19 protein-coding genes are annotated in these 26,773 nt (G+C 63.7%); 9 read left to right on the plus strand and 10 right to left on the minus strand.

What is annotated here, in order from left to right; genetic code table 11:
- Positions 1–12: 12 nt before the first annotated feature.
- On the minus strand, positions 13–915 hold the full coding sequence (locus ACW73L_RS12685) for a cation diffusion facilitator family transporter (protein ID WP_498922467.1): 903 nt from the start codon (positions 913–915) through the stop codon (positions 13–15).
- 128 nt (positions 916–1,043) lie between these two features.
- Positions 1,044–3,608, minus strand: a complete 2,565-nt coding sequence (locus tag ACW73L_RS12690) for a putative bifunctional diguanylate cyclase/phosphodiesterase (RefSeq protein WP_498922469.1) — start codon at positions 3,606–3,608, stop codon at positions 1,044–1,046.
- A 379-nt stretch (positions 3,609–3,987) separates the two neighbouring features.
- On the opposite strand from ACW73L_RS12690, the gene ACW73L_RS12695 reads away from it, so the two are divergent.
- The 7 genes from ACW73L_RS12695 (at position 3,988) to ACW73L_RS12725 (ending at position 12,952) form a co-directional block, all read left to right on the plus strand.
- Positions 3,988–5,358 (plus strand): GH1 family beta-glucosidase, encoded by a 1,371-nt coding sequence (locus ACW73L_RS12695; protein ID WP_498922471.1) that lies wholly within the window; start codon positions 3,988–3,990, stop codon positions 5,356–5,358.
- A gap of 321 nt (positions 5,359–5,679) precedes the next feature.
- Positions 5,680–6,564, plus strand: coding sequence for a DMT family transporter (locus ACW73L_RS12700; protein WP_498922473.1), 885 nt, complete (start codon positions 5,680–5,682; stop codon positions 6,562–6,564).
- A gap of 235 nt (positions 6,565–6,799) precedes the next feature.
- Positions 6,800–7,501 (plus strand): carbonic anhydrase, encoded by a 702-nt coding sequence (locus ACW73L_RS12705; RefSeq protein WP_498922475.1) that lies wholly within the window; start codon positions 6,800–6,802, stop codon positions 7,499–7,501.
- A 12-nt stretch (positions 7,502–7,513) separates the two neighbouring features.
- Entirely contained in the window at positions 7,514–9,241 is a 1,728-nt protein-coding gene (locus ACW73L_RS12710; protein WP_498922477.1) for a uracil-xanthine permease family protein, read from the plus strand.
- A gap of 39 nt (positions 9,242–9,280) precedes the next feature.
- Positions 9,281–9,607, plus strand: a complete 327-nt coding sequence (locus tag ACW73L_RS12715) for an STAS domain-containing protein (protein ID WP_498922479.1) — start codon at positions 9,281–9,283, stop codon at positions 9,605–9,607.
- A gap of 28 nt (positions 9,608–9,635) precedes the next feature.
- Positions 9,636–10,913 (plus strand): urea ABC transporter substrate-binding protein, encoded by a 1,278-nt coding sequence (locus ACW73L_RS12720; protein WP_498922480.1) that lies wholly within the window; start codon positions 9,636–9,638, stop codon positions 10,911–10,913.
- Between the two features lie 2 nt (positions 10,914–10,915).
- The gene (locus tag ACW73L_RS12725; RefSeq protein ID WP_498922482.1) at positions 10,916–12,952 is read left to right on the plus strand and encodes a methyl-accepting chemotaxis protein; all 2,037 of its coding nucleotides are present in this window, start codon (positions 10,916–10,918) and stop codon (positions 12,950–12,952) included.
- 47 nt (positions 12,953–12,999) lie between these two features.
- Here the strand turns inward: ACW73L_RS12725 and ACW73L_RS12730 are convergent, their stop codons facing one another.
- From ACW73L_RS12730 to ACW73L_RS12755, 6 genes are read right to left on the minus strand one after another with little or no spacing between them, the layout of a single operon-like run.
- Positions 13,000–14,175, minus strand: a complete 1,176-nt coding sequence (locus ACW73L_RS12730; protein ID WP_498922483.1) for a SpoIIE family protein phosphatase — start codon at positions 14,173–14,175, stop codon at positions 13,000–13,002.
- Positions 14,172–15,203 carry a chemotaxis-specific protein-glutamate methyltransferase CheB gene (gene cheB / locus ACW73L_RS12735; RefSeq protein WP_498922484.1) on the minus strand — a complete coding sequence of 344 codons (1,032 nt, stop codon included), beginning with the start codon at positions 15,201–15,203 and terminating at the stop codon, positions 14,172–14,174. Before cheB ends, ACW73L_RS12730 begins: the two co-directional genes overlap by 4 nt.
- Positions 15,200–17,476 carry a hybrid sensor histidine kinase/response regulator gene (locus tag ACW73L_RS12740; protein ID WP_498922485.1) on the minus strand — a complete coding sequence of 759 codons (2,277 nt, stop codon included), beginning with the start codon at positions 17,474–17,476 and terminating at the stop codon, positions 15,200–15,202. The genes cheB and ACW73L_RS12740 overlap by 4 nt, the downstream gene beginning before the upstream one ends.
- Positions 17,473–18,132: a chemotaxis protein CheW gene (locus ACW73L_RS12745; RefSeq protein ID WP_498922487.1), complete on the minus strand. Its 660-nt coding sequence runs from the start codon at positions 18,130–18,132 to the stop codon at positions 17,473–17,475. The genes ACW73L_RS12740 and ACW73L_RS12745 overlap by 4 nt, the downstream gene beginning before the upstream one ends.
- Positions 18,129–19,358 carry a CheR family methyltransferase gene (locus tag ACW73L_RS12750; protein ID WP_498922488.1) on the minus strand — a complete coding sequence of 410 codons (1,230 nt, stop codon included), beginning with the start codon at positions 19,356–19,358 and terminating at the stop codon, positions 18,129–18,131. Before ACW73L_RS12750 ends, ACW73L_RS12745 begins: the two co-directional genes overlap by 4 nt.
- Before the next feature lie 7 nt (positions 19,359–19,365).
- Entirely contained in the window at positions 19,366–19,830 is a 465-nt protein-coding gene (locus tag ACW73L_RS12755) for a chemotaxis protein CheW (RefSeq protein WP_498922489.1), read from the minus strand.
- A 381-nt stretch (positions 19,831–20,211) separates the two neighbouring features.
- Between ACW73L_RS12755 and ACW73L_RS12760 the strand changes: the two genes are divergently transcribed.
- Positions 20,212–20,379, plus strand: a complete 168-nt coding sequence (locus tag ACW73L_RS12760) for a hypothetical protein (protein WP_162560232.1) — start codon at positions 20,212–20,214, stop codon at positions 20,377–20,379.
- 212 nt (positions 20,380–20,591) lie between these two features.
- Here the strand turns inward: ACW73L_RS12760 and ACW73L_RS12765 are convergent, their stop codons facing one another.
- A complete protein-coding gene (locus ACW73L_RS12765; protein WP_498922491.1) occupies positions 20,592–22,127 on the minus strand; it encodes an FG-GAP repeat protein in 1,536 nt (511 codons plus the stop codon).
- A 400-nt stretch (positions 22,128–22,527) separates the two neighbouring features.
- Positions 22,528–23,874, minus strand: coding sequence for a right-handed parallel beta-helix repeat-containing protein (locus tag ACW73L_RS12770; RefSeq protein WP_498922493.1), 1,347 nt, complete (start codon positions 23,872–23,874; stop codon positions 22,528–22,530).
- Positions 23,875–25,017: 1,143 nt separating this feature from the next.
- Here ACW73L_RS12770 and ACW73L_RS12775 point away from each other — a divergent pair.
- Positions 25,018–26,739, plus strand: coding sequence for a hypothetical protein (locus ACW73L_RS12775; RefSeq protein ID WP_498922495.1), 1,722 nt, complete (start codon positions 25,018–25,020; stop codon positions 26,737–26,739).
- Positions 26,740–26,773: the final 34 nt, after the last annotated feature.

Raw genomic sequence — 26,773 nt, forward strand, 5'->3', positions numbered from 1 at the left:
AATCGACCGGATTCAGTCGGCGTCGTCCGGCTCGAAGAATATCCACCGCAGTTGGGGAAATGCGCCGCGCAGGTCACGCTCGCAGCGGTTGATGGCAGCGATCAACTCCGAAGCCGAGCCGTGCGACACCATGCGGGCCTTGACTGCCAGCATTACCTCGTCGCCAAGCTGCAGGGTGATCAGATTGAAGACCGCGCCGATCTCCGGATGGGATCGCACGAAATCCTCCATGGCTTGCCGGGTCTTGGGGTCGACACTCTGCCCGATCAATAGGCCTACGACCTCGAGGCCGACACCGATGGCGACGGCCACGAGCAGCACGCCGATGGCGATACTGCCGAGTGCATCATAGATCGGGTCGCCGGTCGCGATGGTTGCCATGACGGCTACTGCGGCGAACGCCAGGCCGAACAGGGCGGCGAGATCTTCTCCGAGGACGACGATCAGTTCGCTCTGCCGCGAATCACGGAACCAGCGCCACAGGCTGCGGCCCTGACGAGCTTTGCGGACCTCCGCCAGACAGGCCCTCAGTGAATAAATCTCCATGACGATGCTGAAGCCCAGCACTGCCAGCGCGACCCAGGGCGACTGCAAGCCCTGTGTGGCGTGGAGTTTGTGCCAGCCTTCGTAGATCGAGAAAAGGCCGCCCATGCTGAACAGGATCAGCGCGACGACGAACGACCAGAAGAAAACCGCTTTGCCATGGCCGAGCGGATAGTCGGGGGAGGGCGGGCGCTTGGCACGATGACTCCCGACCAGCAGCAGAACCTGGTTACCGCAGTCAGCGAAGCTGTGTACCGCTTCGGCCAGCATCGCGTTGGAGCCCGTGAACAGCGCCGCGGCCAGTTTGGCGGCACCGATGGCTGCATTGGCGCCGAGGGCATAGAGTATGGTGCGCGTTGTGTTCGCTTGCACGGAGTGTCGTGAACGGGCGGCCGCAGTCGGGAAAAACGGGCCGGAGTCCCACTCCTTCCCCTCCAATACCCAGGATTATGCGACTTCCGGCGCCAGGTTAACAGGCTGATGAGTGGGCGGCCGTGTGATCAACCGCCGGAGACCAGCGCCATCGGAGGTTTCGCTTCGCGCGATGGGGTCGGACAGAAGTTCCAGTAGAACCGGCCGCCGATCTGTCGGCACGAGGTCCTGAGCCACTTGGTGAAGTCGTCCGCCGAGAGCGCCTTGCTGGCAAGGAAGCCCTGCATCAGGTTGCACCCCTGCCGTTGCAGGAATTCCCATTGCTCCGGAGTCTCGACGCCCTCGGCAACGACCACCAGGCCTAGGCTGCGGGACAGATTGATGATGGCGGAGCTAATGGCGACATCGTCCTGGTCGGCCGGAATGTCCTGTATGAAGGACCGATCGATCTTGAGTGCGTCCGCGGAGAGTTGTTTGAGATAGCTCAGCGAGCAATAGCCGGTACCGAAATCGTCGATGGTCAGGTGAATGCCCATCGCCAACAGTTCGCGCGCGGTGGCGTTGATCGCTTCCGGATCCAGCAGCACGCTTTCCGTGACCTCGATCTCGATATTCCGGGCTGCGATGCCAGTTTCCCGGAGTACCGCGTCGATCACGGCGAGCAGATTCGTCTGCAACAGCTGGCGTGCCGACAGGTTGAGCGCCATGCGAAAGTCCGGGAAACCCAAGTCGCGCCAGGCACGAACCTGACGGCAGGCTGTCAGAAAGGCCCAAGGCGTCAGTTCCTCGATCATTCCCGATTGTTCCAGCGCGGGGACAAACTTTGCGGGCGGCACCAGGCCGACTTCCGTCCGCCAGCGCACCAGAGCCTCGACGCCCATTACTTCGCCGGTCTCCAGGGAGAGTTGCGGTTGGTAATGCAGCTCGAATTCACGGTTTTTGACGGCGGTGCGCAGCTGGTTCTCCAGCGCCAGACGATCTTGGGCTTCGCGATTCATCTCCGGCGTGAAGAAGCGGTAGAGGCCCCGTCCCTCCGACTTGGACCGGTACATCGCGATATCTGCGTTCTTGAGCAGATCTGTCATTTCCGTGCCGTCGTCCGGGTACATGGTGATGCCGACGCTGCAGGACGTGCCGAGGTCGCGGTCTCCCACGACGAAGGCATGCGAGAACGTGTCGGCAATCCGCTCGGCGATCAGCGCGACATCGCGGTGATCACCGATGTTCTCGAGAATGACGGTGAACTCGTCCCCGCCGAGCCGCGCGACCGTGTCGCTTTCCCTGATGGTTTGCCGCAAGCGGTTCGCCGCGATTTTCAGCACTTCGTCCCCGACCGCATGGCCGAGCGCGTCATTGATGCCCTTGAACGAATCGAGATCGAGGAACAGCAAGGCGAACCGGGTATCGCGGACCTCGGCGTTGGCGATCGCATCCTGCAGGCGCCGTTGGAAGCGGTTGCGGTTCGGAAGTCCGGTGAGTGCATCGTAATTGGCCATGTAATTCAACGTCTCTTCGGCGGCCTTGCGCTCGGTCACGTCCTGCAGCGTGCCGGTCCAGCATAGACGCTTGTTGGTGGCATCGTGCAGCGCCTTACCCTGCAGCCGCAGCGTGCGCAGCGTGCCGTCCAGGCGCCTGAACACGAAGTCCACGGCCATGGGGTGTAACCCTGCCCGCCGGAAGACTTCCGTCAACTGGCGGCGGTCGGAAGGGACGACGCGGCGGAGTAGGTCGCGCAGATCCGGTTTGCCTCGTGCCGAACGATAGCCGAGGATGCGCAGGGCCTGTCGCGACCAGATCAGCTCCCGGGTCTCGGCATCCCACTCCCAGCTCCCCAGGTTTGCGATCTCCTGGGCACTCGTGAGCAGTCCGCCGGTCTTTCTGAGGTCTGCCGCCATGATGTTCAGGGACTGTGCCAGCTGCCCCAGTTCGTCGTCCGAACGCACGGCAAGCTGTGTTTCCAGATTGCCCATCGCATACTCGCGAGCGGCCTGGATCATTTCGTGCAGCGGCTTGACCAACGAACGGGACAGGAAGAACACCAGAATCACGGCGAGGCAAAGGACGAGAGCCAAAGCGATCGCACCGATGCCGATCAGAAACGCGGCGTAGGAATTCCACAATTGAGACAGTCGGAGGTCGAGGGCCTCCAGTGAGGATGCGGTGTTCAAGCCTTCCAGCGTGAGCTTGGCGTACCCCAGCGTGTTGCCCGGTTCGCCGACCGCAAAGGCGAGCTCACGGCCGTCGTGGCCCACGGTCGAAACCGTGCGCTTCTGACGCAGGTTGTCGGGCAGGGCTTCTTTCTGGAGCCGCTTCGGGTTCTGGGAAGTGCCATCGGTCAGGATCCGGCCCTGTGGGTCCATGATCAGGAAAGAGGAGATCGGCAGCCAGGTGGCAACCTCCTCGATCTGTGCGTTCAGTTTGCGCATATCCTGTTGCCCCAGGGGTTCGCGCAAACGATGACTCAGATAGGATCCGGTCCGGCGTAGCTCGCGCTCCTCGTTCAGTGCCTGCGCCTTCGCCACGGCATCCTGCACCTGGTAGCGAATGGCTTCAAACTGGCTGAACGTGATCAGGCCGGCCGATACCAGAATGACCGTGACGGTAACGTTGACCAGCAGTGCGAAGACCAGTGAATACTTGGTGCTGATGCTGCGGCTGGCGGCTTTTCGGATGCGGTTGATGATGGCGGGCATGGCGTTCACACGGCTTGGAAGTAACAACCTGAACCGGTATTGGTCACGAGGGCCGGGCGCTGTTTCGGGGCGTTGCGACGAGGAAGGAAGATTCGACTTGCCTCGTGTGAGTAACCTCGACTCGCTGGCTCGATCAGAAGCTTAGTAATTTCGCGCCGGCTTGCGGCAGGCCAGGGCACCGGCCGCGGGAAGCGTGGGCAGTTCTGCAAACGGCGCAACGTTTGCCGGCGGCTCCCGCCGCGAGGTAAGTTATGCGCCGCTCGATTTGTCCGGTGGGCGCGGTATGAGAAACCGAAGCGTTCGGATGCGCGGGCGCGTTGGTCGTACGAACCCGTTCGCGGCCATTTTCAGATGATCTCGACCCGATGGGAGCAGCAGCGTGAACGACGAATCCTACGGTAGTGCCGCGGGTTTCCCCGAGACGTTTCTATGGGGCGCGGCCACGTCCGCCTATCAGATCGAAGGCTCACCGCTCGCGGATGGGGCAGGTCCCAGCATCTGGGACGAATTTTGCCGTCAGCCCGGCCGTATTGCCGGTGGCGATACCGGTGATATGGCCTGCGACCACTACCGCCGCTTTCGCGACGACATCGAGCTAATGGCGCAGATCGGCCTGCGTTCCTATCGCTTCAGCATCGCCTGGAGCCGGGTCATGCCGGAGGGCCGGGGGCGCCTTAACGAGCCGGGGCTGGCGTTCTACCGCGAACTGGCCGAGCGACTGCTGGAACGGGGCATCAAGCCCTTCGCCACCCTGTACCACTGGGATCTGCCGGCGGCCTTGCAGGCTCGGGGGGGGTGGGCAAACCCTGACTGCGCTTATTGGTTCGCCGACTACGCAGCCCAGATGTTTCGGCAACTCGGCGAGCACATCACATTCTGGTCGACCCTGAACGAACCGTGGGTGGTCGTGGACGGCGCCTACATGACGGGAGCGCACGCACCGGGGCAGGCGGTACCGCACGCCGTGCCGCGGGTGGCACACACGCTGCTGCGCGGGCACGCACTGGCGGTCCAGGCTTTCCGCGCCGAGGGTCGGCCCGGGCAGATCGGACTGGTCGTCAATTTGGAGCCGAAGCATGCCGCCAGCAGCGACACTGCGGATATCGCCGCGATGGAGCGAGCGCATGCCTACATGAACCGTCAGTTCCTCGATCCCGTGTTTCTCGGCTGCTATCCGGAGGAACTGGCCGCAGCCTTCGGCGACGCCTGGCCGCTGTTCCCGGCCGAGGAGATGCGGCTGATCCAGGAACCCATCGATTTTCTCGGCATCAACTATTACAGCCGGAGTGTCGTTTGCGATGACCCGGCAGGCGATTTCTTCGGTGTCTCGCGGGTGCGCCAGGACGGTTCCGAACACACGGAGATGGACTGGGAGGTATATCCCGAAGGACTGGGTTCGGTGCTGCGCTGGGTCAAGCGCCGCTATGGCGACCTTCCGCTGTATGTCACCGAGAACGGCGCCGCCTTCAACGATCCCCCGGTGGCCAGCGGCCGGATCGCCGACGACAGGCGCATCGCCTATCTGCGCGATCATCTCAAGGTGGCCCAAGGCGCGCTGCGCGATGGCGTCGATTTGCGCGGTTACTTCGTCTGGTCGCTGTTCGACAATTTCGAATGGTCGTACGGCTATGCGAAGCGCTTCGGAATCATCGGTGTGGACTTTGCGACCCAGCAGCGTGTGTTGAAGGACAGCGCCCGGTTCTACGCCGACGTCATCGCGTCCCGGGGACGAAGTCTGCCGGACTTGTAGATTGGGAATTTCCCAGCAGACGCCGGGTCGCTCTGGCGAATTCTCCCACCCGGTATCGTCAGTCTCGGAAGGCAGGGCGAGGGTTTCCCGCAAGTCATTTGGCGCCCTGAGCTGGCCCGTAGATGGGCGCTGCGTCGAACCCGCGCTGCTGCCGCGGTTTATCTCAAGAGAGAGGGTCGTCTGACGTCATCTCGCTTGAAATTGTGTCTTAAGTTGCCTGGTTGGTGATTTTTTGTTTGGTTGGGGTGTTCCATGCCGGACGCGGCCAGCGACGGTCAGGGGTTAACTTCGCCCCGTCGCTTCTCGGGTGTTAGGTACGCGATGAGAATACCGGCTGCCTATCTGGCAGTGATCTTGGTGTGGGCAACGACGCCGCTGGCTATAAAGTGGAGCGGTGAAGGGCCCGGGTTCGTCTTCGGTGTCACCAGCCGCATGGCCATCGGCACTCTGTGCGTGCTGGCGCTGTTGGCCCTGCGACGGCAAGCCCTGCCCCTGCACCGCCCTGCGCTGCTGACCTATGCGGCGGGTGCGGTGCAGATCTACGGCGCGATGTTCGCCGTCTACTGGGCGTCGCAGTTCATTCCGTCCGGTTGGATTTCGGTCGTGTTCGGTGTCACGCCCTTGTTGACGGGCGTGCTCGCGGCCATGTTTCTCGGCGAGCACAGCCTCGGCATCCTGCCGATCGTGGCCTACCTGCTGGGTATCGCCGGGCTGCACCAGGTCTTCGGGTCGGCGATGAATTTCGGCCACGATGCCGTCCTGGGTATTGCCGGCGTGCTGCTGTCGTCGCTGTTGCAGTCGGCGAGCGCCGTGTGGATCAAGCGCATCAATGCCGGTGTACCGGCACTTGCCGTGGTCGCGGGATCGCTGATGCTGGCGCTGCCGGCGTACCTGACGACCTGGTGGCTGCTCGACGGTCATTGGCCGAGTGTTCTGCCGCCGACCAGTCTGCTGTCGATCGTGTATCTCGGGATGATCGCGACCACGCTGGGTTTCGCGCTCTACTTCTACGTGTTGCAGCATCTGGGTGCGACGCGGGTCGCGCTGATCTCGCTGGTTTCGCCGGTGTTGGCGCTGATCGTCGGACATGTCGTCAATAATGAGCCGCTGACGCCGCGGATCCTGATCGGCAGCTCACTGATCCTCGGCGCACTGCTGGTGCATGCCCTGGGTAGCCGGAAGTCGGTGCCCGCGCCGGCCCGTTAATGCGCCGAGTCTTCTTCGCGTGCTGCGAGCGGGAGGGCTCTGTTCCCGCCCGAGTCGCGGGGGATGACGATTCCCGGATTCCCTTCCCCACACCCCGCGCGAGAACGGCAAAAACTAGCTAAACTCCCGCCGGTAACCGAGCGACCGCGTGACGAGCGGCAGATTTCGGCCCATCGCCGCCTGATGCCCGTACCCTGGCGATGTCCTACCAATCCGGAACGGTGAGTAAATCCCTTTGACCTCTGACGCGATCACGGCCCACGGCGACGATGGCCAACTGGCGCGCTTCCGCGCTGCGATCCGGAGCTTCAAGACCCGGTTCTACGAAGAGCAGCCGGAAACCATGCGCACACTGCTCGAGGAAGGCCAGCACCCGACGGCGTTGCTGATCGGTTGCAGCGACTCGCGCGTCGATCCGGCGCTGCTGATGGGAGCCGGTCCTGGCGATTTGTTCGTCGTCCGCAATGTCGCAAATCTCGTCCCGCCCTATCGTCCCGGCGCGGTGCTCGATGGTGTCGGTGCCGCCATCGAATACGCCGTTCGGGATTTAGGGGTCCAGCACATCATCGTACTGGGGCATGCCCAATGCGGTGGCATCAAGGCGTTGCTGAACACCGTCTCGGGTGAGCGTCCCGAACGCGAGTTCATCGCCGACTGGGTGTCGATGGCCACCGAGGCCTGTTGTCACTATGTGCCGGACCCGGCGCGTGGAGGAGGGGGCCGGGCGGTTTCGCTCGACAGCCTCAAGGGGCATCCCTACCTGGTGGAACGCGCGGCGATCCAGGGCTCGTTGCGCAACCTGTTGTCCTATCCCTGGCTGAAAGTGGCCGTCGACGACGGCCGATTGAACTTGCATGGCTGGTGGTTCGACCTCGAATCCGGCGACCTATGGGCGACCGACATCGAGAACCGCGTGTTTCTTCCCTCCAGCGACTGAGGACTGCTGCGGATGCGCCGACCCGAGACCATACAGTACGGTCTGGATGACTTCCCCCCACGCCACATTTCTCTGTTCATCGCCGTTCAGCAGATCTCGTTCCTCGGGGTCTATCTGGTGATCTCGCCGTTGTTCGGCCGGACGCTGCACCTGGAGTCCGGGGCATTTCACCATCTGATGGCCGCGACGCTGCTGGTGTCCGGCATCGGGGTGGTCATCCAGGCGGCGGGGCGGCTAGGGGTCGGGTCCGGTTATTTTTGCCCGCTACAGGTCACGTCTTCGACGTTCCCGGCCATCGGTATGGCCTCCGCTGCCGGCGGGCTGGAACTGGCCTTCGGTATGGTCAGTGTTCTAGGTGCTGCGCAACTCCTTTTCGGCGAACTCTTCCGCCGCGCGCGCGGCATTTTCTCGGTGGAAGTGGCCGGCGTCGCCGTGACGCTGATCGGCATCGGGCTCGGCTTCAGCGGGCTGAAGCTGGCGGTCGGCATCGATACGCCGTCGGTCGCGATGGCTCACGACGGGCTCGTTGCCGTACTGAGCCTAGGGACGATGATCGCCTGCAACGTCTGGTCTGCGGGCCGCTTGCGGATGTTCTCGGCGATGGTGGGACTGGTCGTCGGCTTTCTGTCCAACTGGGCCATCGCGGGGTTGGTTCCTGCCGATCTCCAGCAATTGGCGGATGCGGCGCTGTTCATGCGGCCTCATCTGCCGGCGTTCGGCTGGAAGTTCGATCCGGAACTCGTGCCAGCATTCGTGGTGGTCGGACTGGCGCTGTCGCTGCACGGCTTTGGCGCGCTGGCGGCGGCTCAGCGCTTCAACGACGCCGACTGGAAGCGGCCGGACATGCACCAGGTCTGTCGCGGCATTCGCGCGGAGGGCGTCGCGAACCTGTTCGCGGCCCTGTTCAACTCGCTGCCGCTGACCTCGAGTGGCGGGGCGGTCGGCCTGGCGGCCGCGACCGGCTGTACCAGCCGCATCCCGGCCTACTGGCTCGGGGCCACGATGATCCTGTTCGCGTTCAGTCCAAAGGTCATCTTCCTGTGGTTGCTGGTGCCGGTGCCCGTCATCGGGGCGGCGGCAATTTTCCTGTCGGCCTTCACGATTATGGCCGGGATGCAGATGATCGCCTCGCGGATGCTCGACAATCGCAAGATCCTGGTCGTGGGACTGGCGTTGACCTTCGGCCTCAGTCACGAGCCCTTGCGCCATTTCTACGATCGGGAGGTTCCCGCGTCGCTGCATCCGATCTCGATGTCCAGCGTCGCCCTGGGTGTGACGGTGGCAACGTTACTGTCGGCGCTGTTCCGAATCGGTGCCCGCACGCGTCGCCGCGAGACCTTCGACGCGCACCACTCCTCGATGGACGAGGTCATCGAATTTCTGGAACGACAGGGACGGAGTTGGGGCGCTCGGCCCGGCGTGGTCCGGCGCGCCGAATACGCTACCTGGCAGGCGTTCGAGATCCTCGCCGACAACGATCTGGCGGGTCGGGACGAGTCCGACACGACGCCGATCGAGCTGGAGACCGTTTTCGACGAGTTCACGTTTACCGTGATCGCCCGCTATCGCGGGCGCGCCGTTCCGGTCGAGGCCCATCGACCGACGCAGGAAGAGATGATTGCCGACGATACTGCGGTGCTCCGGATGGCGGGTTATCTGTTGCGCCGGCTGGCCGATAGCGTAGAGACCTGGGATGATGAGTCCGGCCAGGCCAAGCTGACGCTGACATTTAACGATTGACGAAGGGCGCCTCGAGAGTCGCCCGAGGATACGAAGGATATGCTTGAAATCTCATCGAACACACAAGGCGATCTGCTCATCGCTACCTTGAGCGGCCGTATCGACGCGGTCGCATCGAAAACGCTGGAGGAACGAACCGCAGCCTGGATCGCCGCGGGGCACCACCACCTGGTACTCGACTGCACGCCGCTGATCTATATCAGCAGTGCCGGACTGCGTGTGTTCCTGCTGATGGCGAAACAAATCGCCGCCGTCGGCGGCTCGCTAAAGCTCTGCGGCATTTCCGGTGCTGTGCATGAGGTGTTCGAGATCAGCGGCTTCAGCCAGCTGTTCACGATTCTGCCGACCCTCGACGAGGCAATCTAGGCCCGCGCGATAACGACGAGGGACACCGTTGAAAAGGAAGATTCTGACCATCGCCATCGTCGTCCTCCTGGCGTTGGGCGTGCTGGCCGTCCTTAACCGCGACCGGCTGTTTCACCCGCCGAAGCCGATTCGCCTGGGTGTTCTGCACTCGCTGACCGGTCCGATGGCCATCAGCGAAAAGCCGCTGGTCGATGCCGAGCTGCTTGCGATAGAGCAGATCAATGCGGCCGGTGGCCTCCTCGGGCGTCCGCTGGAAGCCGTGGTCGCCGACGGGGCCTCCGACTGGCCGACCTTTGCCCGCGAGGCGGAACGGCTGATCAACACGGAGGATGTCAGCGCCATCATCGGATGCTGGACGTCCGCCTGCCGCAAGCATGTGAAGACCGTGGTCGAGCAGACCGGGCACCTGCTGATCTATCCGATGGCCTACGAAGGGCTCGAGGTCTCTCCGAACATCGTCTACACCGGCGCCGCGCCCAATCAGCAGATCTTTCCCGCACTGAAATGGAGCCTGGACAACCTCGGTCGCCGCGTCTTCCTGGTGGGTTCGGATTACGTCTGGCCGCACAGTGTGAACGAGATCATCCGCGACCAGATTGCGGCCTTGCGTGGCGAGATCGTGGGCGAGGAATACGTGTTCTTCGGCAGTCAGGACGTCGACGATACCGTTGCGCGCATCCGTGCCACCAAGCCGGACGTGGTCATCAGCACGGTCGTCGGCGATTCGAATTTCGCGTTCTATCGGGGGTTGCGCCAGGCCGGTCTGGATGCCCGCGAGACGCCGGTGGTGTCGCTCTCGATCGGTGAATCGGAGCTGCGCGCGCTGAATGCGCTCGATGTGGCCGGGCACTACTCGGCGTGGAGCTACTTTCAGTCGCTGCGCCGCCCCGAGAACCAGGCCTTCGTGCAGCGTTTCCGGGCGCGCTATGGCAGTGAACGGGTCACCAGCGATGTCGTAGAAACAGCGTACTTCAGCGTGTTGCTGTGGGCCAAGGCCGTCGAACAGGCGGGTGTCCCCGACGTGCAGCAAGTCAGCGAGCTGATTCTTGGCGAGAGCATCGATGCACCGGAAGGCGTTGTGACCGTCGATGCGGCGACGCGTCACACGTGGCGCTCATTCCATATCGGACAGATTCGTCCGGATGGTCAGATCGACATCGTCTGGTCGGCGGAGCATCCGATCCGCCCCGTTCCCTATCCGCGCACCCGGAGCCGCATGGACTGGGATAACTTCCTGCTGCAGCTTTACAAGGGTTGGGGCAACAGCTGGGCCAACCCGGTGCCACCGGTCCGGACGCCGAGGTGAGCATGGACTGGAAATCCTTCGGTTTGAAGTTGCCGCACCGTGGCATTGCCGCGAAGATCCTGTTCTGGTTCGTGGTGATGGCCTTCGTGCCGACGCTGCTGCTGATGCTGGCGACCGACAAGCTGTCGGGCGATACCCTTCGGGAGAAGGTGCGCACCGAGTTGCTTCACCTCGCCGTCGACAAGGCCGAGCAAGCCGAGACCTATGCCTACGAACGCGTCCGCGCGGCCAATGTGCTAGGCCGCATACAGCGTCTGTCCGCGGCCGTCATCGAAATTCAAGGCTACCGCAAGGACCCGGTCCGCTATGCCCGGGAGATTGCCGAGATCGAGGGCCGCATCCGCCCGTTGATCAATGCCTTTACCGAGAACCTGGGTTTTGCCAACTTGATGGTGTTCGCCCCGGATGGCGATATGCTGCTGGAGACGCGGCCGCTGCTGAGTCTGGGCGGCAATCTTTTTCAGGGGCCGTTGCGGGCTTCCGCGCTGGCGAAGGTGGTCAGTCGGTCCGCTACCTTGCTCGATGCCGATATTTCCGATTTTGCGCTGTATCCCGGAGCCGACAAGCCACTGGGCTTCCTGGCTGCGCCGCTGTTCGATCCCCAGGGCGTGATGGTCGCGATGCTGGCCTTGCAGTTGAATACCCAGGACATTTTCGGAATGCTGCTGGACAACACCAGTCTCGGGGACTCCGGTCAGACCATCATCGGCTACTTGGACCAGGACAAGGTTCGCGTGATCGTGCCCTTGCGCAACAACCCCGATGCCGCCTTCAAGACTGCCGTGCCGATGAACGGACCGACCGGCAGTGGCATCCAGCGTGCGGTGCTCGGTGATCGGGGCTTCGGTGAAATCACGGGGATCGGGGGACAGCAGGTCGCCGCAGCCTGGACTTACCTGCCGTCGTTTCGCTGGGGGTTGTCCGTGAACGTAGACCTCGAGGAGGTCATGGAACTCGTCTATGACCAGCGCCGCATCACGCTGGCCCTGATGGGTTTGGTGCTGTTGCCGACGCTGTGGGCCGCCTATGTCGTCGCGCGCTCCATTTCGCGACCCATCGCCAAGGCGGTCCAGACGGCGGAAACGATCGCCAGCGGTGATCTGACGCTGCCCCCGGATTTCCATGCCGATGCGGGACGTGGCGAGACGGGCAAGATGCTCAGGGCGCTGGGTCGCATGACCGCCTACCTGAACTCGCTGGTCGGGCAGGTGCAGAAATCCACCATCGATCTCGTCTCGACCTCGAATTCCCTGGCGGTGATGACGAAGGCCCAGGGCGAGGAGGTGTCGAACCTCGGCGCCACCACGAACGAGATCGCGGCCGCGTCAAAGGAAATCTCCGCAACGGCCGAGGAATTGCTTCGCACCATGGACGATGTGACGCAGGTGGCCAACGAAACGGCGGAGTTTGCGAACTCCGGCCGCAGCGAATTGACCGATATGGAACAGGTCATGCGCACCCTGGTCGATGCGACCGGATCGATCGCCGACAAGCTCGGCGCGATTAGCGACCGCGCCGGCGATATCGGCGGGGTCACCACCACGATCACGCGGATCGCGGACCAGACGAACCTGCTGTCGCTGAATGCGTCGATCGAGGCCGAGAAAGCCGGTGAGTACGGTAGAGGCTTTGCGGTCGTCGCGCGCGAGATCCGGCGCCTGGCCGATCAGACCGCCGTTGCGACGCTGGACATCGAGCAAATGGTCAAGGAAATGCAGTCGGCCGTCGCGGGCGGCGTCATGGAGATGGACAAGTTCAACGAGCATGTCCGACAGGGTGTCGAGGAGACCCGGCGGCTCAGCTTTCAGTTCGCGCGCATCATCGAACAGGTGGAAACGCTGAAGCCGCGCTTCGACAGCGTGCATGAAGGCATGCAGTCGCAATCGGCAGGGGCGAGGCAGATCCGCGACGCGATGGTCGCGCTGACCGAAAGCGCGCGTTCGTCGGTCGATGCGCTGGAAGAGACCAATCGCGCGACGCGTCAGCTCGAGTCCGCAATCGCCGAGTTGCGCCGCGAGATCGCGATCTTCAAGATCTGAGGAACGCGTCCCCGGTCAATGCCGCACGGGGGCGCCGGTGCGGCGTGTCATTCGAAATGCAGCTCCAGCAACGAGACGTCGTCGTCGAAGTCGTCGTGGCCCTGGAGTCTGCACATCAATGCGACGGTCTCGCGCGGCTTGTCGCCCGCGGATGCCGCCGGCATTGCGAGATGACCCACGAATTCGCTGAAGGTGTAGGCTTCGCCGCCAGGGCGCGTGATCTCGTAGACGCCGTCGCTGAACAGGTACAGCCGGGCGCCCTCGGGTATCACCGTCCCGGCCGTGGCATACGGGAAGTCGGCAGCCACGCCGACCGGCACCGAGCGCAGTTTCAATTCGGTCGTGTTGCCGTCCGGCGTCACGAGGATGGCCGGCGGATGCCCGGCAACGCAGTAAGTCATGCGACGGGATGGACGGTGCCATACCCCATACCACAGCGTGAAATACAGATTGTTGTGCCGCTCCATCGCATACAAGTCGTTCAGCGCGCCGACTACGGCAGCGGGGTCACGGTAGTCGATACCCGACAGCGTCTGCCGGACCAGCGCGTTCATGACCGACAGCGACAACAGCGCCGTGCCCACGCCGTGTCCGCACACGTCGAGCAGAAACACGGCGAAGTGCGCGGGATCGATATCGAAATGGCCGAAGGTATCGCCGCCCAGTGCCGTGCAGGGAATGAATTCCCAAGCGCTGCGGATCGGCCCGTCGAGCGGCTGCGGCAGCTGCGAACGCACATAGTCGGCGGCTTCGGCCAGTTCCGCGGTCAGTGTCCGGAACGCCGCGTCGCGCTCCAGATGGGCGACATAGGCACTGGAGTGATAGCGAATGCGGGCGATCAGCTCGATGCGGTCGGGTAGCTTGACGAGGTAATCGTTGGCGCCGAGGGCGAAGGCTTCGGCCTTCCGCTTCGGGTCCTCGGTGCTCGACAGCACGATCAAGGGGACTCGCTGTGTGGCCGGATGCCGGCGGAAGGCCCCGACCAGTTCGAGCCCGTCCACATCGGGCATGACCAGGTCCTGCAGGATCAGCGTCGGGCTGAGCCTCTCGGCGTCCGCGATGGCGTTGGACGGCTCGTTACAGAAGTGGAACTCGATGTCGGCTTCATCGCGGAGCAGGCGGCGCACGGCCTCGCCGATGATCTTCTGGTCGTCGATCAGCAGCACCACCATGCGATGCTGGCCGACGCCCGGAAGTAGCTGTTGTGCGTTCACCGCGCTCATCGGGCTGTCCTTTCGATTTCTGCTGTCGGTTGCAAGGTACGAATGTGGGTATCAATCGCGGTCGCAAGTTCGTCGAGCGGCAGGATTCGGTCGGCCGCACCGAGGGCGACTGCCGCGCCGGGTATGCCCCAGATGACGCTGCTGGCCTCGTTCTGGGCCAAGGTCAGAAAGCCGGCGCGCTGCAGTGCCAGCAAACCGTCGGCGCCGTCACGGCCCATGCCGGTCAGCAGTACCCCGCACCCTGCAGCCGTTCGGTGGGCTGCGATGCGGCGGAACAGGACGTCGATCGACGGGCGGTGCGGTGCGTCGGCCGGATCGTTCACATAGGTCAGCAGGCCATCCTCGGTCAGGATCAGATGCGCCTCGCGCGCCGCGACATAAACCCGTCCGGGTTGCGGCGCAGTCTCGTCGCCGACGGCCTCGACGCGAAGGCCCGTGTGTTGTGACAGCGACGTCACCAGCCCTTCGGTGAAGCGGGCATCCAGGTGCTGTACGACGAGGATGGCCGCCGGCAAATCGGGTGGCAGGTCACGCAGTAGCGTGGAGAGGGCGCTGGGTCCGCCGGTCGACGCACCGATCGCGACGATCGGCGGCAAGCGGCCGGGTTTTCGTGTAACCGCTCGCGGGGGGACGGTCCTTGTCAGCGAGCCGATCATCGCGATCTTGCGCAACAGGGCATCCCGACCGAGAACCCTGCCATTGGTATCGCGGGTCGGCGTTTCCACCGCGTCGAGTGCCCCCGCCGAGATGGCTTCGTACACGCGGGAAAATCCACCCTGGATGTCTCCGGTCACCACGAGAATCGGGCAGGGTACCTCGGTCATGATGCGCCGCGTCGTTTCGATGCCATCCAGCCCCGGTGTCAGCAAATCCATCAGGATCAGGTCGGGCCGGTCTTCGCGGCAGCGGTCAAGCGCTTCCCGACCGTCGAGGGCAGTCCAGCAGAGCTGGAGATCGGAGGCGTCCCCGATCGCCATCGCGAGGGTCTCGATGACCGCGGGTCGATCGTTGACGATCGCAACTCTCATCTTTCGGTTCGCCCGATCAGATCCCTTACTGCCTCGACCAGCGCGTCGTCGCGGAACCCGCTCTTCGCGAAATAGCGGTCGGCGCCTGCTTCGAGTCCGCGCAGCCGATCTTCCTCGCGATCCTTGTAGGACAGAATCATGACCGGCAGTTGGTTCAGGCGGGGGTCCTCGCGTATGCGCTTGATGAGGTCGATGCCGTTCATGCGGGGCATGTCGACGTCACTGATCACCAGATCATAGCCCCCGAGCCGGAGTGCATTCCATCCTTCGATGCCGTCGACCGCAACGTCGACGTCGTAGCCGTGGTTCTGCAAAAGGTGGCGCTCCAACTCCCGGACCGTAATCGAATCGTCAACGATCAGCACGCGCGGAGCACGCGTTGCAGAGCGTGTCGACGAGTTCCGGCTGCCGACGCGGCGACCGCCGGAAACGAGCGCGTGGATTGAGCGGACCAGGTCCTCCGTGTCCAGCACGAGTACCGGTACCCCATCCTCCGTCGTCGAGGTCGAGCTGACATGGGGCACCTTGCCGAGCCGTGGATCGAGCGGCCGCACGGCCAGTTCCCGCTCGCCCAGAAATTCGTCCACTTCGACCGCATAGTGGCCACCGGATTCGCCGATCACGACGGTGTGGAGGGTCTCGCCGCTTGGGGCTTGGTCGTCCAGTTCGAGGATCTCGGCCGCCCGGACCAAAGCCATGCGGCGTTCGTCCCGGGTCACGTAACGACGCCCCTCCACGGTGCTGATCTCTGTCTCCGCGAGCTTGAGCACTTGTTCGATGCCTGTCAGCGGAAAGGCATACGGTTCGCCTTCGATCGAGACCAGCAGCGCGCGGATGACCGAGCGGGTCACGGGCAGCCGCAGTACGAAGCACGCTCCGCGGCCGGCGTTGGACGACACCGACAGGGCGCCGCCTTCGGCCTGCACCATTGACTGTACTGCATCCAGACCGACGCCGCGCCCGGAGACGGCGTCGACGCTGGCACGCGTCGTGACGCCGGGCAGGAACAGGAAGTCGAACAATTCCGCGTCGTTGAGGCGCGCCGCCGTCTCGGCGCTGGTCAGCGACCGCTCGACGATCCGGGCCCGCAAGCTGTCGCGGTCGATGCCGCGTCCATCATCGCTGACTGTGATGATCAGTGCGCCGCCCCTGTGACGCGCCTCGAGCCGCAGCAGCCCGGCCTCGGGTTTGCCGCTCACCCGGCGTTCCTCCGGCCCTTCGAGGCCATGGTCGACCGCATTCTGCAGCAGGTGCCGGAGCGGGGCTTCGAGCTTGTCCAGTATTTCCCGGTCGACACGGGTGTCCTGGCCGGAGATCTCGAAGCGTACGCGCTTGCCGAGGTCTCGCGCCAGATCGCGTACCAGGCGAGGAAACATTGCGATCCCGTCGGCGAATGGCCTCTGTCGGCTGGCCACGGACCATTGGAACAATTCTTCGGCAATCAGCGCGGAGCGTCGCGAGACGTTGTCGAAGTCCTCCAGACTCCGGGCCAGCGCGGCTTGGGCCCATTCGAGCAGTGCCTCGCTGGCGTCGGTGAGCTCGATCAGCTCCGGGCCGCTGGCACCGTCGGCGAGGCGCGCGCGCAGCCGCTTCAGTCCTGCGCCCAATCGCAAGTGGTGCGCCCTGATCCCCTGCAGTGCCTTGCCGAGTGCTTCGATGCGATGTGCCTCGATGACCGATTCGGAGGTCAAGCCGAGCAGCCGGTCGACGACATCCGCGCTGATCTTTACGGCCCGATCCGTGTCGTCATTCGCAATGGGTAGGGGTATGGGGGTTGCCGGTGCCGGTGGTTCGATTGCGGCACCGGCTTGCGCCGTGCCAGCGGCGGCCTCCACCGCTGTCGCCGCCGATGGTGCGGAACCCGGCGCGGTTTCCCCGAGGCGCTCGAGGTGCGTTAGCGTGTCGATCAGCGCCTCGGTCTCGGCCGCCTGGGCGACCAGCCATACCGGAAGGCTGTCTTCCGGCACGGCGGCGAGGCTCGTGATCCAGTCGACTCCGCGGAGCAGGGCGTCGATACGCGGTGGGCTGAGCGTCAGTTCGTGTCGCTGGGCAGCGACCAGCGCGTCCTCCATTGCGTGGGCAACCCGCACGGCCGTGTCCAGTTCGACCACACGCGCCGCGCCCTTTAGCGAATGCGCGGCCCGCATCAGCGGCTCCAGCGGCCGTATGTCGTCCGGAGCGCCGGATTCGACGGCAAGCAGGCCCTGGGTCAGGGTGGCCACGTGCTCGGCGACTTCCTCCCGAAACAGGGCGAGCAGGGAGATTTCGGTCATTGCAGGATGCGCTCGATCCGTCGGGCGAGGCGATTCGCATCCAGCAGGGCGACCGTGCCTATGGACAGTTCGATCAGGCTGGTCGTCAGTGTCTGGTCAGACCGGCTCACCGTTGCGGGTGGTGTCTGCAGTTCCGCAGTGGCCACCCGCCACAGGCCGGCTGTTTCATCGACCGGGAAGGCGAAACGGTCGCGCCCCTCGCCACAGACCAGAGTTGCCGGACGCGAGAGCTTTGTTGCTTGGATGGGCGCGGGTGCAGAACCGACCGACAGGATCGATCGCAGCGAGAAGCACAGCACGGGTTCACCACGGACCGTGATCAAACCGAGGAATTCCGACGAACTGCGGTGAGGTATCCGGCGCGGTGCCAGGCTTTCGAGCGTCTCGCTGAGCATGCCGGCAGGGAGCGCAAACCACTCGGCGCCCAGCCGGAAGGGGCATAGGGACAGGTACTCGCCATCTTCCGCGACCGGCTCCGCGGCGATCCAGCGCGCCCATTCGTCGCGATAATCGGCTGGCGCCGGGCGATCCAGAAGACTCTGCGCCGCGGCGGCGAAGACCTCGCAGTTCACGCAGAGCTGATGCTGCGCGAGCTTCGGACAGGATCGGTCGCCAGTCGATCCGATCTCGCGCCAGCAACAGCGTTCCGCGTTCATGCGGCTGTATCGGAGCCGGGGTCGGTCGTGGGGCGATTCCGGACCGACGTCGATTCGGGTGACCGCGGCGCCTGCAACAGCGACAACAACGCGCGACCCTCGGGATGCGAGGGATCGAGATAGACGGCCCGGCGGAGGTGGCCGATCGCCTCGTCGCGGCGTCCCGTCGCCATAGCAATTAGCCCGAGCAAGGCCAGCGCGTCCGGATCGAGCGGTCGTCGCTGCAGGATTCGCTGGCACGCCTGTTCGGCATCGCCATAGTATCCGCCGTCCGCCAGACGCCGGATTTCGGACAAGCCATCCGGTACGGAACCCTTTGCGGGGTCGTCCGTGTCCGGGAGCTGAGCGGTCCGAGTGAAGCTCTTCGGCGGCAGCGGCTTGCCGGCCTTGGACTGCCTGGCCGGTTCGGTCGAGCGCGGCGGGCTGGGAAGCCGAGCGTCTGCGTCGCGAACCCATGCAAATGCGCCCGTCGTCGGATGTCGCCGAAAGCCGGCCTCTGCCGCCGCTGGCGCATCGGCGTGACCGACGAAGAACAGGCCGCCCGGCGTGAGCCCGGAACGCGCGCGTTCCACGGTGCGCTGACGGGCCGAGGCGGTCATATAGATCATGACATTGCGACAGAAAATAGCGTCGTAGGTCTGCTCCGGTGCCGGATCGAGCAGGTTGCCCGTCGCGATCGTGGCGCAATCGCGCAAGGTAGGGGTGACTTCGCGCCTTCCTCCCCCGAGATCGAGGAAGAACCGCTCCCGATGCCCTAGCTGGGATCCGCGGAACGAATGCGGGCCATATATTGCCGACTGCGCCGCCGCGACGGCGTTCCGGCTCAGGTCCAGACCGTCGATCCGGATTTGTGACGGCAACAGTCCCGCCTCGTGCAGGACGATGGCGATCGACCAGATCTCCTCCCCCGTCGAACAGGCCAGGCTCAGCACCCGAAACGGGGCATCCCCGCGGCTCCCGCGCCGGTGTTCGACAGCGGACTGCTGCAGCAGATCGAAGGCGGCGGCATCGCGAAAGAACCAGGTCTCGGGCACAAGCAGCCCTTCGAGCAGTTCCTGCTGTTCACCGGCATCCCGGGCAAGCAGTCGCCGATAGATGCCGGCGTCGCATCCCGTCGCGTGCATCCGCGCGCGCACTGCCGAAAGCACGGTCGCCGGACCGATCACCGCGAGGTCGATACCGTGCCCTGCCGCGAATCCGGCCAGTTCTTCGTGTATCGCAGGCATCGCCGGATCATCCATCATCGCCGGGGTCCGTCTGGTAAAGGGCCCGCACTTCCGGCGTTGCCAAAGACTCCCAGGCGATCAGTTGCACCAGTTGACCGTCGATCTGGGCCCACGACCCTGTGTAGGCCGGCCCGATCGGCCCACCGACCGTTCGCGGGACAGCCACGGTGTCCCCACGCACGGCCTGTGTGACCGCCTCGGCGAGCAAGCCCAGCGCCGGCAAGTGAGTGTCGTTTCCACGGTTGCCGACAAGCAACAGGCGCGAACTCAGAAGCTCAGGGCAGGCCTGGCCGCAGGCGATCTGACACAAGTCGACCACCGGCATCACCGCGCCCTGGAAGACGAACACGCCGCGGAGCCAGTCCGCCGCGCCCGGTACCGATCGGAGCCTGGGCAGCGGCAGCACCTGATGCACGTCGGTCACATCGACGGCGTAAGCGACAGCTCCGAGCCGGAAGGGAATCAGCAGCACCGCAGCGACCTTGTCACGGTGTCGGCGCCGGATGGGCTCCAGAGCGGTGCCGGTGGTGCCTGAGTGATGCAGTCACTCGGCCGCGTGCGGAATGTCCTGGGTGCAGTGGCGGGGGTATCGTCATTGGTCCGGCGGTCCATGGCGGAGACATCTGTACAACGCGCCTCGATTATCGCGCCAAAACGGCTGTCAGGTCTCGGTGTTCACGCCGTATGGGCTATCCCCGGCACTCACCGCATGATCCTGTTCGTTTCCGCATGTCCGCTGCAGCCGAAGCATGTTCGGGTCCGATCAAGGCAAATGCTGTGTAAGATACACGGGGCGCGAAAAATCGCGTTCTATTCATAACTAAAATTAACTGTATCAATCGGAGGAGAGGCAATGGCAGAAGAGCAGAAAGATCTTGCGGAGCGGGCGGGCGGTTACATCGACTGTGCCGCGAACTGGCTGAGGATCGTCGATGACTGGTCCATCGGCAGTTTCAAGAACACGTTTCCCAGACTCTATTACGTTGTCGCCGGTCTGGTGATCCTCTTCATTCTGCTGTGACGTCCGGCCCGTCATCACGGCACGGACCTGGCTCCGTGCCGTGATGGCAGACCGATGCACGAGTCCGCCCGGACCAAACAGGCCGCAGACGACACCCGATCACAATCCGAACCGATGGCCATCGGGGCGTTTGCGCCCGGGGCCCGGTCCGTCGCTTCGCCGGCAGCCGTGGTGGTTGGCGGTTTCCTGATGTCACGCCCAGGCCATTTTCGCTAGAAGCTCCCGAAGTTGTCGCCGTTCTCGACCGTATCGAGAATTCCGGCGCTGTCCTGATTCCAGAACTGATCACCCACCGCGGTGAGACCTGCCGCATTGCCCGGGAGTAAGTTGACCGCACCCGCGTCGAAGACCCCGGCCAGGTCCTCGCCGAAGTTGCCGATGGCCATGTCGGCGTAGCCGTCCTGGTTGAAATCACCGGTGGCCAGGGCATCGCCGAACTGATCACCACCCTCCGCGGTGTCCAGAACGCCGGCCGTATCCTGGTGCCAGAACTGATCACCGGCCGCCGTCAGTCCCACTGCCGACCCCAGAAACAGGTGTACGGCACCGGCGCTCGCCAACGCACCGATGTCTTCCCCAACCACGCCGATGGCCAGATCGTCGAATCCGTCGGCATTCACGTCGGCGGCTGCCAGCGCGTGACCGAACTGATCATCCTGCTCGACGAGATCGTGGATCCCCGCAGTATTCTGGTGCCAGAGCTGGTCGCCGGCCGCCGTCAGACCGGCGGCGGAGCCCAGCAGAACATTGATGGCGCCGGCGTTCGCCGTGCCGGCGACATCCTCCCGAGGCACGCCGATCGCCAGATCGTCGTAGCCATCCTGGTTGAAATCGCCCGCAGCCAGCGCCCGACCGAACTGGTCGTCCGCCTGGGCGACACCCAGAATGCCGCCGCTGTCCTGGTGCCATAGCTGATCGCCCGCATCGGTCAGGCCAGTCGGCGAACCCAGCAGCACATGCACCACACCGGCGGTGCTGATGGCACCTAACGACTCATAAGGCACGCCGATCGCGAGGTCGTCGTAGCCGTCGTCGTTGAAGTCGCCGACTGCCAGCTTCGATCCGAACTCATCCCCGGCCTCGGCGGCGTCGTGCACCCCGGGGCTATCCTGATGCCAAAACTGGTTTCCCGCGTCGGTGAGACCGGCCGCCGAGCCCAGCAGTACCTGGATGGCGCCCGCGGAGATCGCCGCGCCGACCGACTCGCCCGGTATGCCGATGGCGAGGTCTGCGTAACCGTCATGGTTGAAGTCACCGGTCGCCAGCGCTGCTCCGAACCGATCGTTCGCCTCCGCGACGTCCACGAGGCCGGTGCTGTCCTGGTGCCAGACTTGATCGCCGACCTCGGTAAGACCAGCGGCCGAGCCGAGCAATATGCTGACCGCACCAGCGCCGCTGATTGCACCGATATCCTCGAAGTGCGTGCCTATCGCGAGGTCGTCGTAGCCGTCGCTGTTGAAATCGCCAACCGCGAGCGCATCGCCGAACTGATCATCCGCCTCGGCTATATCTAGCACCCCGAGACTGTCCTGATTCCAGATCTGATTACCGACGTCGGTAAGGCCGGCCGCCGAGCCCGAAAGTACGTTGACCGCGCCGGCGCCGCTGACCAGGCCGACCGATTCGCTCGGGACGCCGACGGCAAGGTCGTCGTAGCCGTCGTTGTTAAAGTCGCCGGTCGCGCTCAGCGCGACGGCGGGAAGCAAAAAAAGCAGGCCAGAGGCCTTGGTGCGTTTGCTCGCAGCCATGTCGGATCTCCCCATTCCAAGGTGGTGACAGTTACCCGGCCGGTGGTCAGTGGCTGTGGTTGCGCGACGGTACGGGGTGGGCCGCAAGACGATCGGGGCGCATGCGCCGCCAGAACGCTTCCGACCTTTATTCAGCAAGGCCTTGACTGTCCGGCAGACCCAGTTTCCCAGTCCTGCGAACCGGAGTCCGGGCATTGGCTCACGCCCCGTGTGCGTAGGATTTACTGGTGGTTGGGGCTGATGCGGGTTAGGGGTTAATGGCGTGACGCGGCCCGGCGCCAACAGAAATCGGCGCCGCCCTTGAGATCAGTCGCTGTGCGACGGCCTCGCCAGGCCCGGGGGGGCGAGCCTGCAGGCCGGTCTGATTGTCGAGTACTACGCGTCGCCGGCTGAGTCCGGATCAATATTCGTGGGCTCCGATGTCCGGCATCGTGTCACGCGGGGTGCCGAAGTAATCGTCCAGCACGTCGCTGAGCAGGTCGGCGCGGCCGATGGCGGGTGAGGTCGGCGTGAGCGTGAAGTAGTCGCCGGTGAGGGCGCCGGCCGCGACCGGTCCGGTCAGCGCCAGTTGCGGTGACCCGACGACATCGTTGCCGGCCGAGGCGGCCGCATTCGGCGCCTTGGACCACAGGTTGGCGGAGAAGGTGATGTCGCCGGCGCCGACATTGATGCAGCGCGGGGCGGTGTCCTGTTTCACGAGATTGTTCCGGATCTGCACGTTTACATGCGCGGCGGCGTCGATGGCGAGGGAGGCCGATTGGACGTTGGTCGATTGCGTGTCGACGAAGGTATTGTTGGCGATGAGGACGTCCTGCAGCTTGCCCTGGGGGAAGCGCCGGTCGGCCCACCACTTGAGATTCAGCGAGCCGCCCTTCACCAGGTTGTTGACGAGGGTCGTGCCGCGGGAAGCGGGTGTGCCCTTCTCATCGGCGAGGGCAATATTGATCGCGATGCGCCCGACAGCGGGGTTCGCCGAGAAGTAGATCAGATTGCCCGCCACCCAGGCGTTCGTGGCATCCGACACATAGAGGTTGGCGGCCCAGTTGTCGTAGACGACGTTGCCCTCGAGCGTGGTGTCGTCGGCCTGGAATGTCGACAGGCCCTCGCCCCAGTTGTTGAACACGGTATTGCCGCGCAGGACGGCATGCTGCGTCAGGCCGTCGACCGGGTCCTTCGCCGCACTCAGTCCGCTGCCCCAGCCGCCGTTCGGCGTTTTGGTCGGCGGACAGGTACTGAGGCGGCAGTTGTCGGTGGCGTTCCACCAGACCCGCGTGTCTTCGACCAGGCTGTAGTCACCGGCGGCCAGTACGCCGCGTGCGGCATGGTGATGCACGTTGCAACCGCGGACGGTGTTGTGGGGCCCGACCATATTGATGCCTTGGCCGAGGCCGTTCCTGACCTCGAAGCCGGCGAACTCGATGTAGGTCCCGGTCAGGGCGACGAGATTGCTCCAGTTGGCGGCCAGGCGGTACTGGCCGTCGATGACCGGGGTTTCGCCGGGATAAGCGCGGACGGCCAGCGGCGCGGCGGCCGTGCCGGATTTGCTAATGACCAGGCGTTCGACATAAGTGCCGCCGCGCGCAAACAGCGTATCGCCCGGCGCGAGTTTTCTGGCGGCCGCGTTGAGCGTCTTGAAGGGACGGTCGAAGGATCCGGGGTTCGCGTCGCTGCCGCCCGGCGCGACGTAATAGGTCGCCGCGACGGCGTTGCCGCCGGCTATCGCGAGGCTCATCCCGGCGATGAGCAACAGGCTTCGGTCTGCCGATGCGTCTGCATGGCTGGTCGGGGTCTTGGGCAATTCACGAAACAGCATAGATTGGGTCCAGTCTCTTGATGGTTATTCTTCTTGCGGGCTGGGGCACAGGCCTCGGCCCGTTGCGGTGAGTCTTGTCGAAGTCGGTTGGCCGCCGAACACCGGCGACGGGATCGAATGAGATCAGGGAGGTAACCGCATGGCTACGAGCCGGACCGTAGCGGCCATGGCCTTCGTCGTAAGCATAATGGGTGCCACTCGACGATCCCAGATGGTCGCGCTGCTCCGTTGCAGCGTTGACTTTATGCGCTTCGACTGCCTAAGGTTATGTTCAGTAAAGAGAAGTTTGCTCATGGCATGATCCCTTGGAGCAAACGGTCGGCGGTCTTGCCTCGGCAGGGATATAGGCCTTCAGTCGCGGCATCGGGCTTCCCCTGACCTGCTCTTGTCGTTAGCGAACGACAGCGCAGTCACCACATGACGTGCCGAGAATCGAGACCCTGGGAACCGGGCAAACTCGGTGTTCGCTCGGGTTCGCCTTCCACTCGGCCATCCAAGGACGGCATCTTGAGTTGCCGAGGGGATGGGCAAGATCAAGCTTGGCAGTCGTTAGCGAGATCGTCAGAGCAGCGCCGCGGTATCGAATGTCATGCCCATCACGCTGCGCTTCACCGCGTGGCGAAGGTGCGAGGCCAGCGGCGCCCCGAATACCGTTTCAGCTCGTCGGGCAAGCGGATGATGGCGCCAAGGTGCAGGTAATCGTCATCGCGATGGACGGCTCAACCGTGTGTCCCGACGGCGGCGTCTTTCGCATGGTTTGGAATATCTGCATTCCGATCGCGGGTAAGCCTGTAGACCAAGACGAACGGGACGAGGGGCGGTTGTGGGACTCGGATGTAGGATTCATCCGTTTACCTGTTCTGGCCATGACCTGACCGATGGATGGTAATGCCAAAAGCAGTCACTCAAGCGTCAAGGCTCTGCCCGGCTCCGAAGCTCGCCGCATGGGCGGCCCGCTTCCATAGCGAGCGCCCGAGCGCTGAAGCGAGTGCGCCATGGCATCAATTGTTGCGATACTTGGCCTAGGCGGAGAGACAACAGGCAGGTAAGTCGCGCGTGTCAGCAGAGAAGTGCTTAATGGGCATCTGCTTCATTCCACTTGATGCCAGTGGCCAGAGGTTTTTCGGGTTCTCAGAGTTCCTGGCTGCGCTCGCGCTGATGGTGCTCGCTTGGACTATCGCGGACGTGCGCTATCGCTTCCGCGTTCGTACGGCCCCAATCCCTCTTCAAGGCGTAACGTTCTCTGTTGTAACTGCCGTAGGTTTCCTGTCGCTGTTGACCGACCTTTGGCGTGCGGAGCAGTGGCTAGTGCCGAAAGGGAATATCCTGACGCCCGCATCGTGGCAGGCTCTTCTTGGCGCGTTGTTCCTGTTCACCTTTCTGACTTGGGCATGGTTCGCCTTTATTCGGCCGCCTACCTATGGCAGGCGGAATGCCCAGCGATTTGCGCGCACGCTGTACCGCTTCATTCTGAAGGGCTCCCCAGCAGAACTGGCGGTCATCGCCGATGAGATCACGCCGTCAGCTAGGACACTCGTGCGTTATGCAACCGATAGGAGCAAGCACGAGAATTACGGACTCAAGCGCGAGGGTGAGCAACCATGGGAGCCGCCCAAGGTCGAGGCATACGCGAACGACCTGCTGTTGCTAATTGCTGACAAGAGGCTATGCCGGGCAATCGTCGAGTCGTCACCCGGGACCGCACTGGCCATTTTCCAAGCGATGAGGGATGCGAAGAAGTACGACATCCAGTTGGAGATCTTCGCCAGGAACATCGTTAACGAAGCCTTGGCCAACCGGGACTCATTTATCTTCCACGAGGCTGAAGGGTACGACTCGGGGCTTATCGGTCACCACAAGCCTCTCACGCAGACTATGTTCTCGGACTATTTGATGGTCGAGACTATCGGAACGCTCTTTGACCCAGATCCAGATATCTTCTGGTGGGGCAAGTCGAAGTGGAATGCTGCGCAGTGGAAGGCGTACTGCAGAGTCGTCCTTATGACTTTCAGGGACTATGTGGACGAGAACATCCAGACCCACTCCTTCGTCTTGTACCGAGCGATGGGTCACATCGAGGAAGCTGCATCCGACGTTTACAAACTCGACAGAGTCACCAACGTCGCATGGGATGACGACGTGCTGTCCCGGCTTCAAGTCGTCGTCAAGTTCATTGAAGAAGCGGTGGAGATTCTCGACAAGAAGGGCGTACCGGATCACCTGAAATTGCGCGGCCGGGAGAAAACCGGGGGTCTGGGTTGTGAGAAAGTCTATGACGGTCTCGCCGGCATGATCTTCGAAGTCGTTTTTGCCGCCTCCGCCGTGACATCGCCGAGCGACCAATGCTGGAGGGTTCAGTACAACGCCGTCTGGGGCAGACTGTTCAATGGCAACCACCTCAGCGGAGTGGCTGGCAAGTTGGTCAAGTTTAAAGCTCGTCGGTTGATTTACGAGGAAGTCGCCAAGATGAGGCAGTTTGCAAACTTCAAGGGGGCAAGAATTCTCGGGTTCTGCCTCAATGTCCTGGACCTCACCATTAGGCAGGGTGACTACGACAAGGACAGCCGTGCCCTCCAGAAGGCCGTACTCGCCTGGACGAGAAAGAACTTCGTTTGGCTGCACGGCTACAATCCGCGCGTCGCCGAGGCGTGCTTGGTCGACGGCATCGCCTATGACGCAGAGAACCAGCGGTTGGTGAGAACCTATCCGGCAGAGGGACTGCGCCGAGAGGCGAGTTACGTCTACCTCGATTTGTATCCTGAACCGGTCGAGGCCACCGGACAGAAGCCGGCACAGTAGCTACTGATCGCAAAAGTGTCCTGAGTTGGGATAG

It is taken from the genome of Methylolobus aquaticus, assembly GCF_054172105.1.

Excerpts from the sequence above, each read along its gene's own strand:
- ACW73L_RS12765 (WP_498922491.1), bottom strand. The coding sequence starts at position 22,127 with ATGGCTGCGAGCAAACGCACCAAGGCCTCTGGCCTGCTTTTTTTGCTT.
- ACW73L_RS12750 (WP_498922488.1), bottom strand. The coding sequence starts at position 19,358 with ATGCCTGCGATACACGAAGAACTGGCCGGATTCGCGGCAGGGCACGGT.
- ACW73L_RS12730 (WP_498922483.1), bottom strand. The coding sequence starts at position 14,175 with ATGAGCGCGGTGAACGCACAACAGCTACTTCCGGGCGTCGGCCAGCAT.
- ACW73L_RS12710 (WP_498922477.1), top strand. The coding sequence starts at position 7,514 with ATGCGCCGACCCGAGACCATACAGTACGGTCTGGATGACTTCCCCCCA.
- ACW73L_RS12760 (WP_162560232.1), top strand. The coding sequence starts at position 20,212 with ATGGCAGAAGAGCAGAAAGATCTTGCGGAGCGGGCGGGCGGTTACATC.
- ACW73L_RS12700 (WP_498922473.1), top strand. The coding sequence starts at position 5,680 with ATGAGAATACCGGCTGCCTATCTGGCAGTGATCTTGGTGTGGGCAACG.
- cheB (WP_498922484.1), bottom strand. The coding sequence starts at position 15,203 with ATGAGAGTTGCGATCGTCAACGATCGACCCGCGGTCATCGAGACCCTC.
- ACW73L_RS12775 (WP_498922495.1), top strand. The coding sequence starts at position 25,018 with ATGGGCATCTGCTTCATTCCACTTGATGCCAGTGGCCAGAGGTTTTTC.
- ACW73L_RS12725 (WP_498922482.1), top strand. The coding sequence starts at position 10,916 with ATGGACTGGAAATCCTTCGGTTTGAAGTTGCCGCACCGTGGCATTGCC.
- ACW73L_RS12715 (WP_498922479.1), top strand. The coding sequence starts at position 9,281 with ATGCTTGAAATCTCATCGAACACACAAGGCGATCTGCTCATCGCTACC.
- ACW73L_RS12745 (WP_498922487.1), bottom strand. The coding sequence starts at position 18,132 with ATGAACGCGGAACGCTGTTGCTGGCGCGAGATCGGATCGACTGGCGAC.
- ACW73L_RS12740 (WP_498922485.1), bottom strand. The coding sequence starts at position 17,476 with ATGACCGAAATCTCCCTGCTCGCCCTGTTTCGGGAGGAAGTCGCCGAG.
- ACW73L_RS12690 (WP_498922469.1), bottom strand. The coding sequence starts at position 3,608 with ATGCCCGCCATCATCAACCGCATCCGAAAAGCCGCCAGCCGCAGCATC.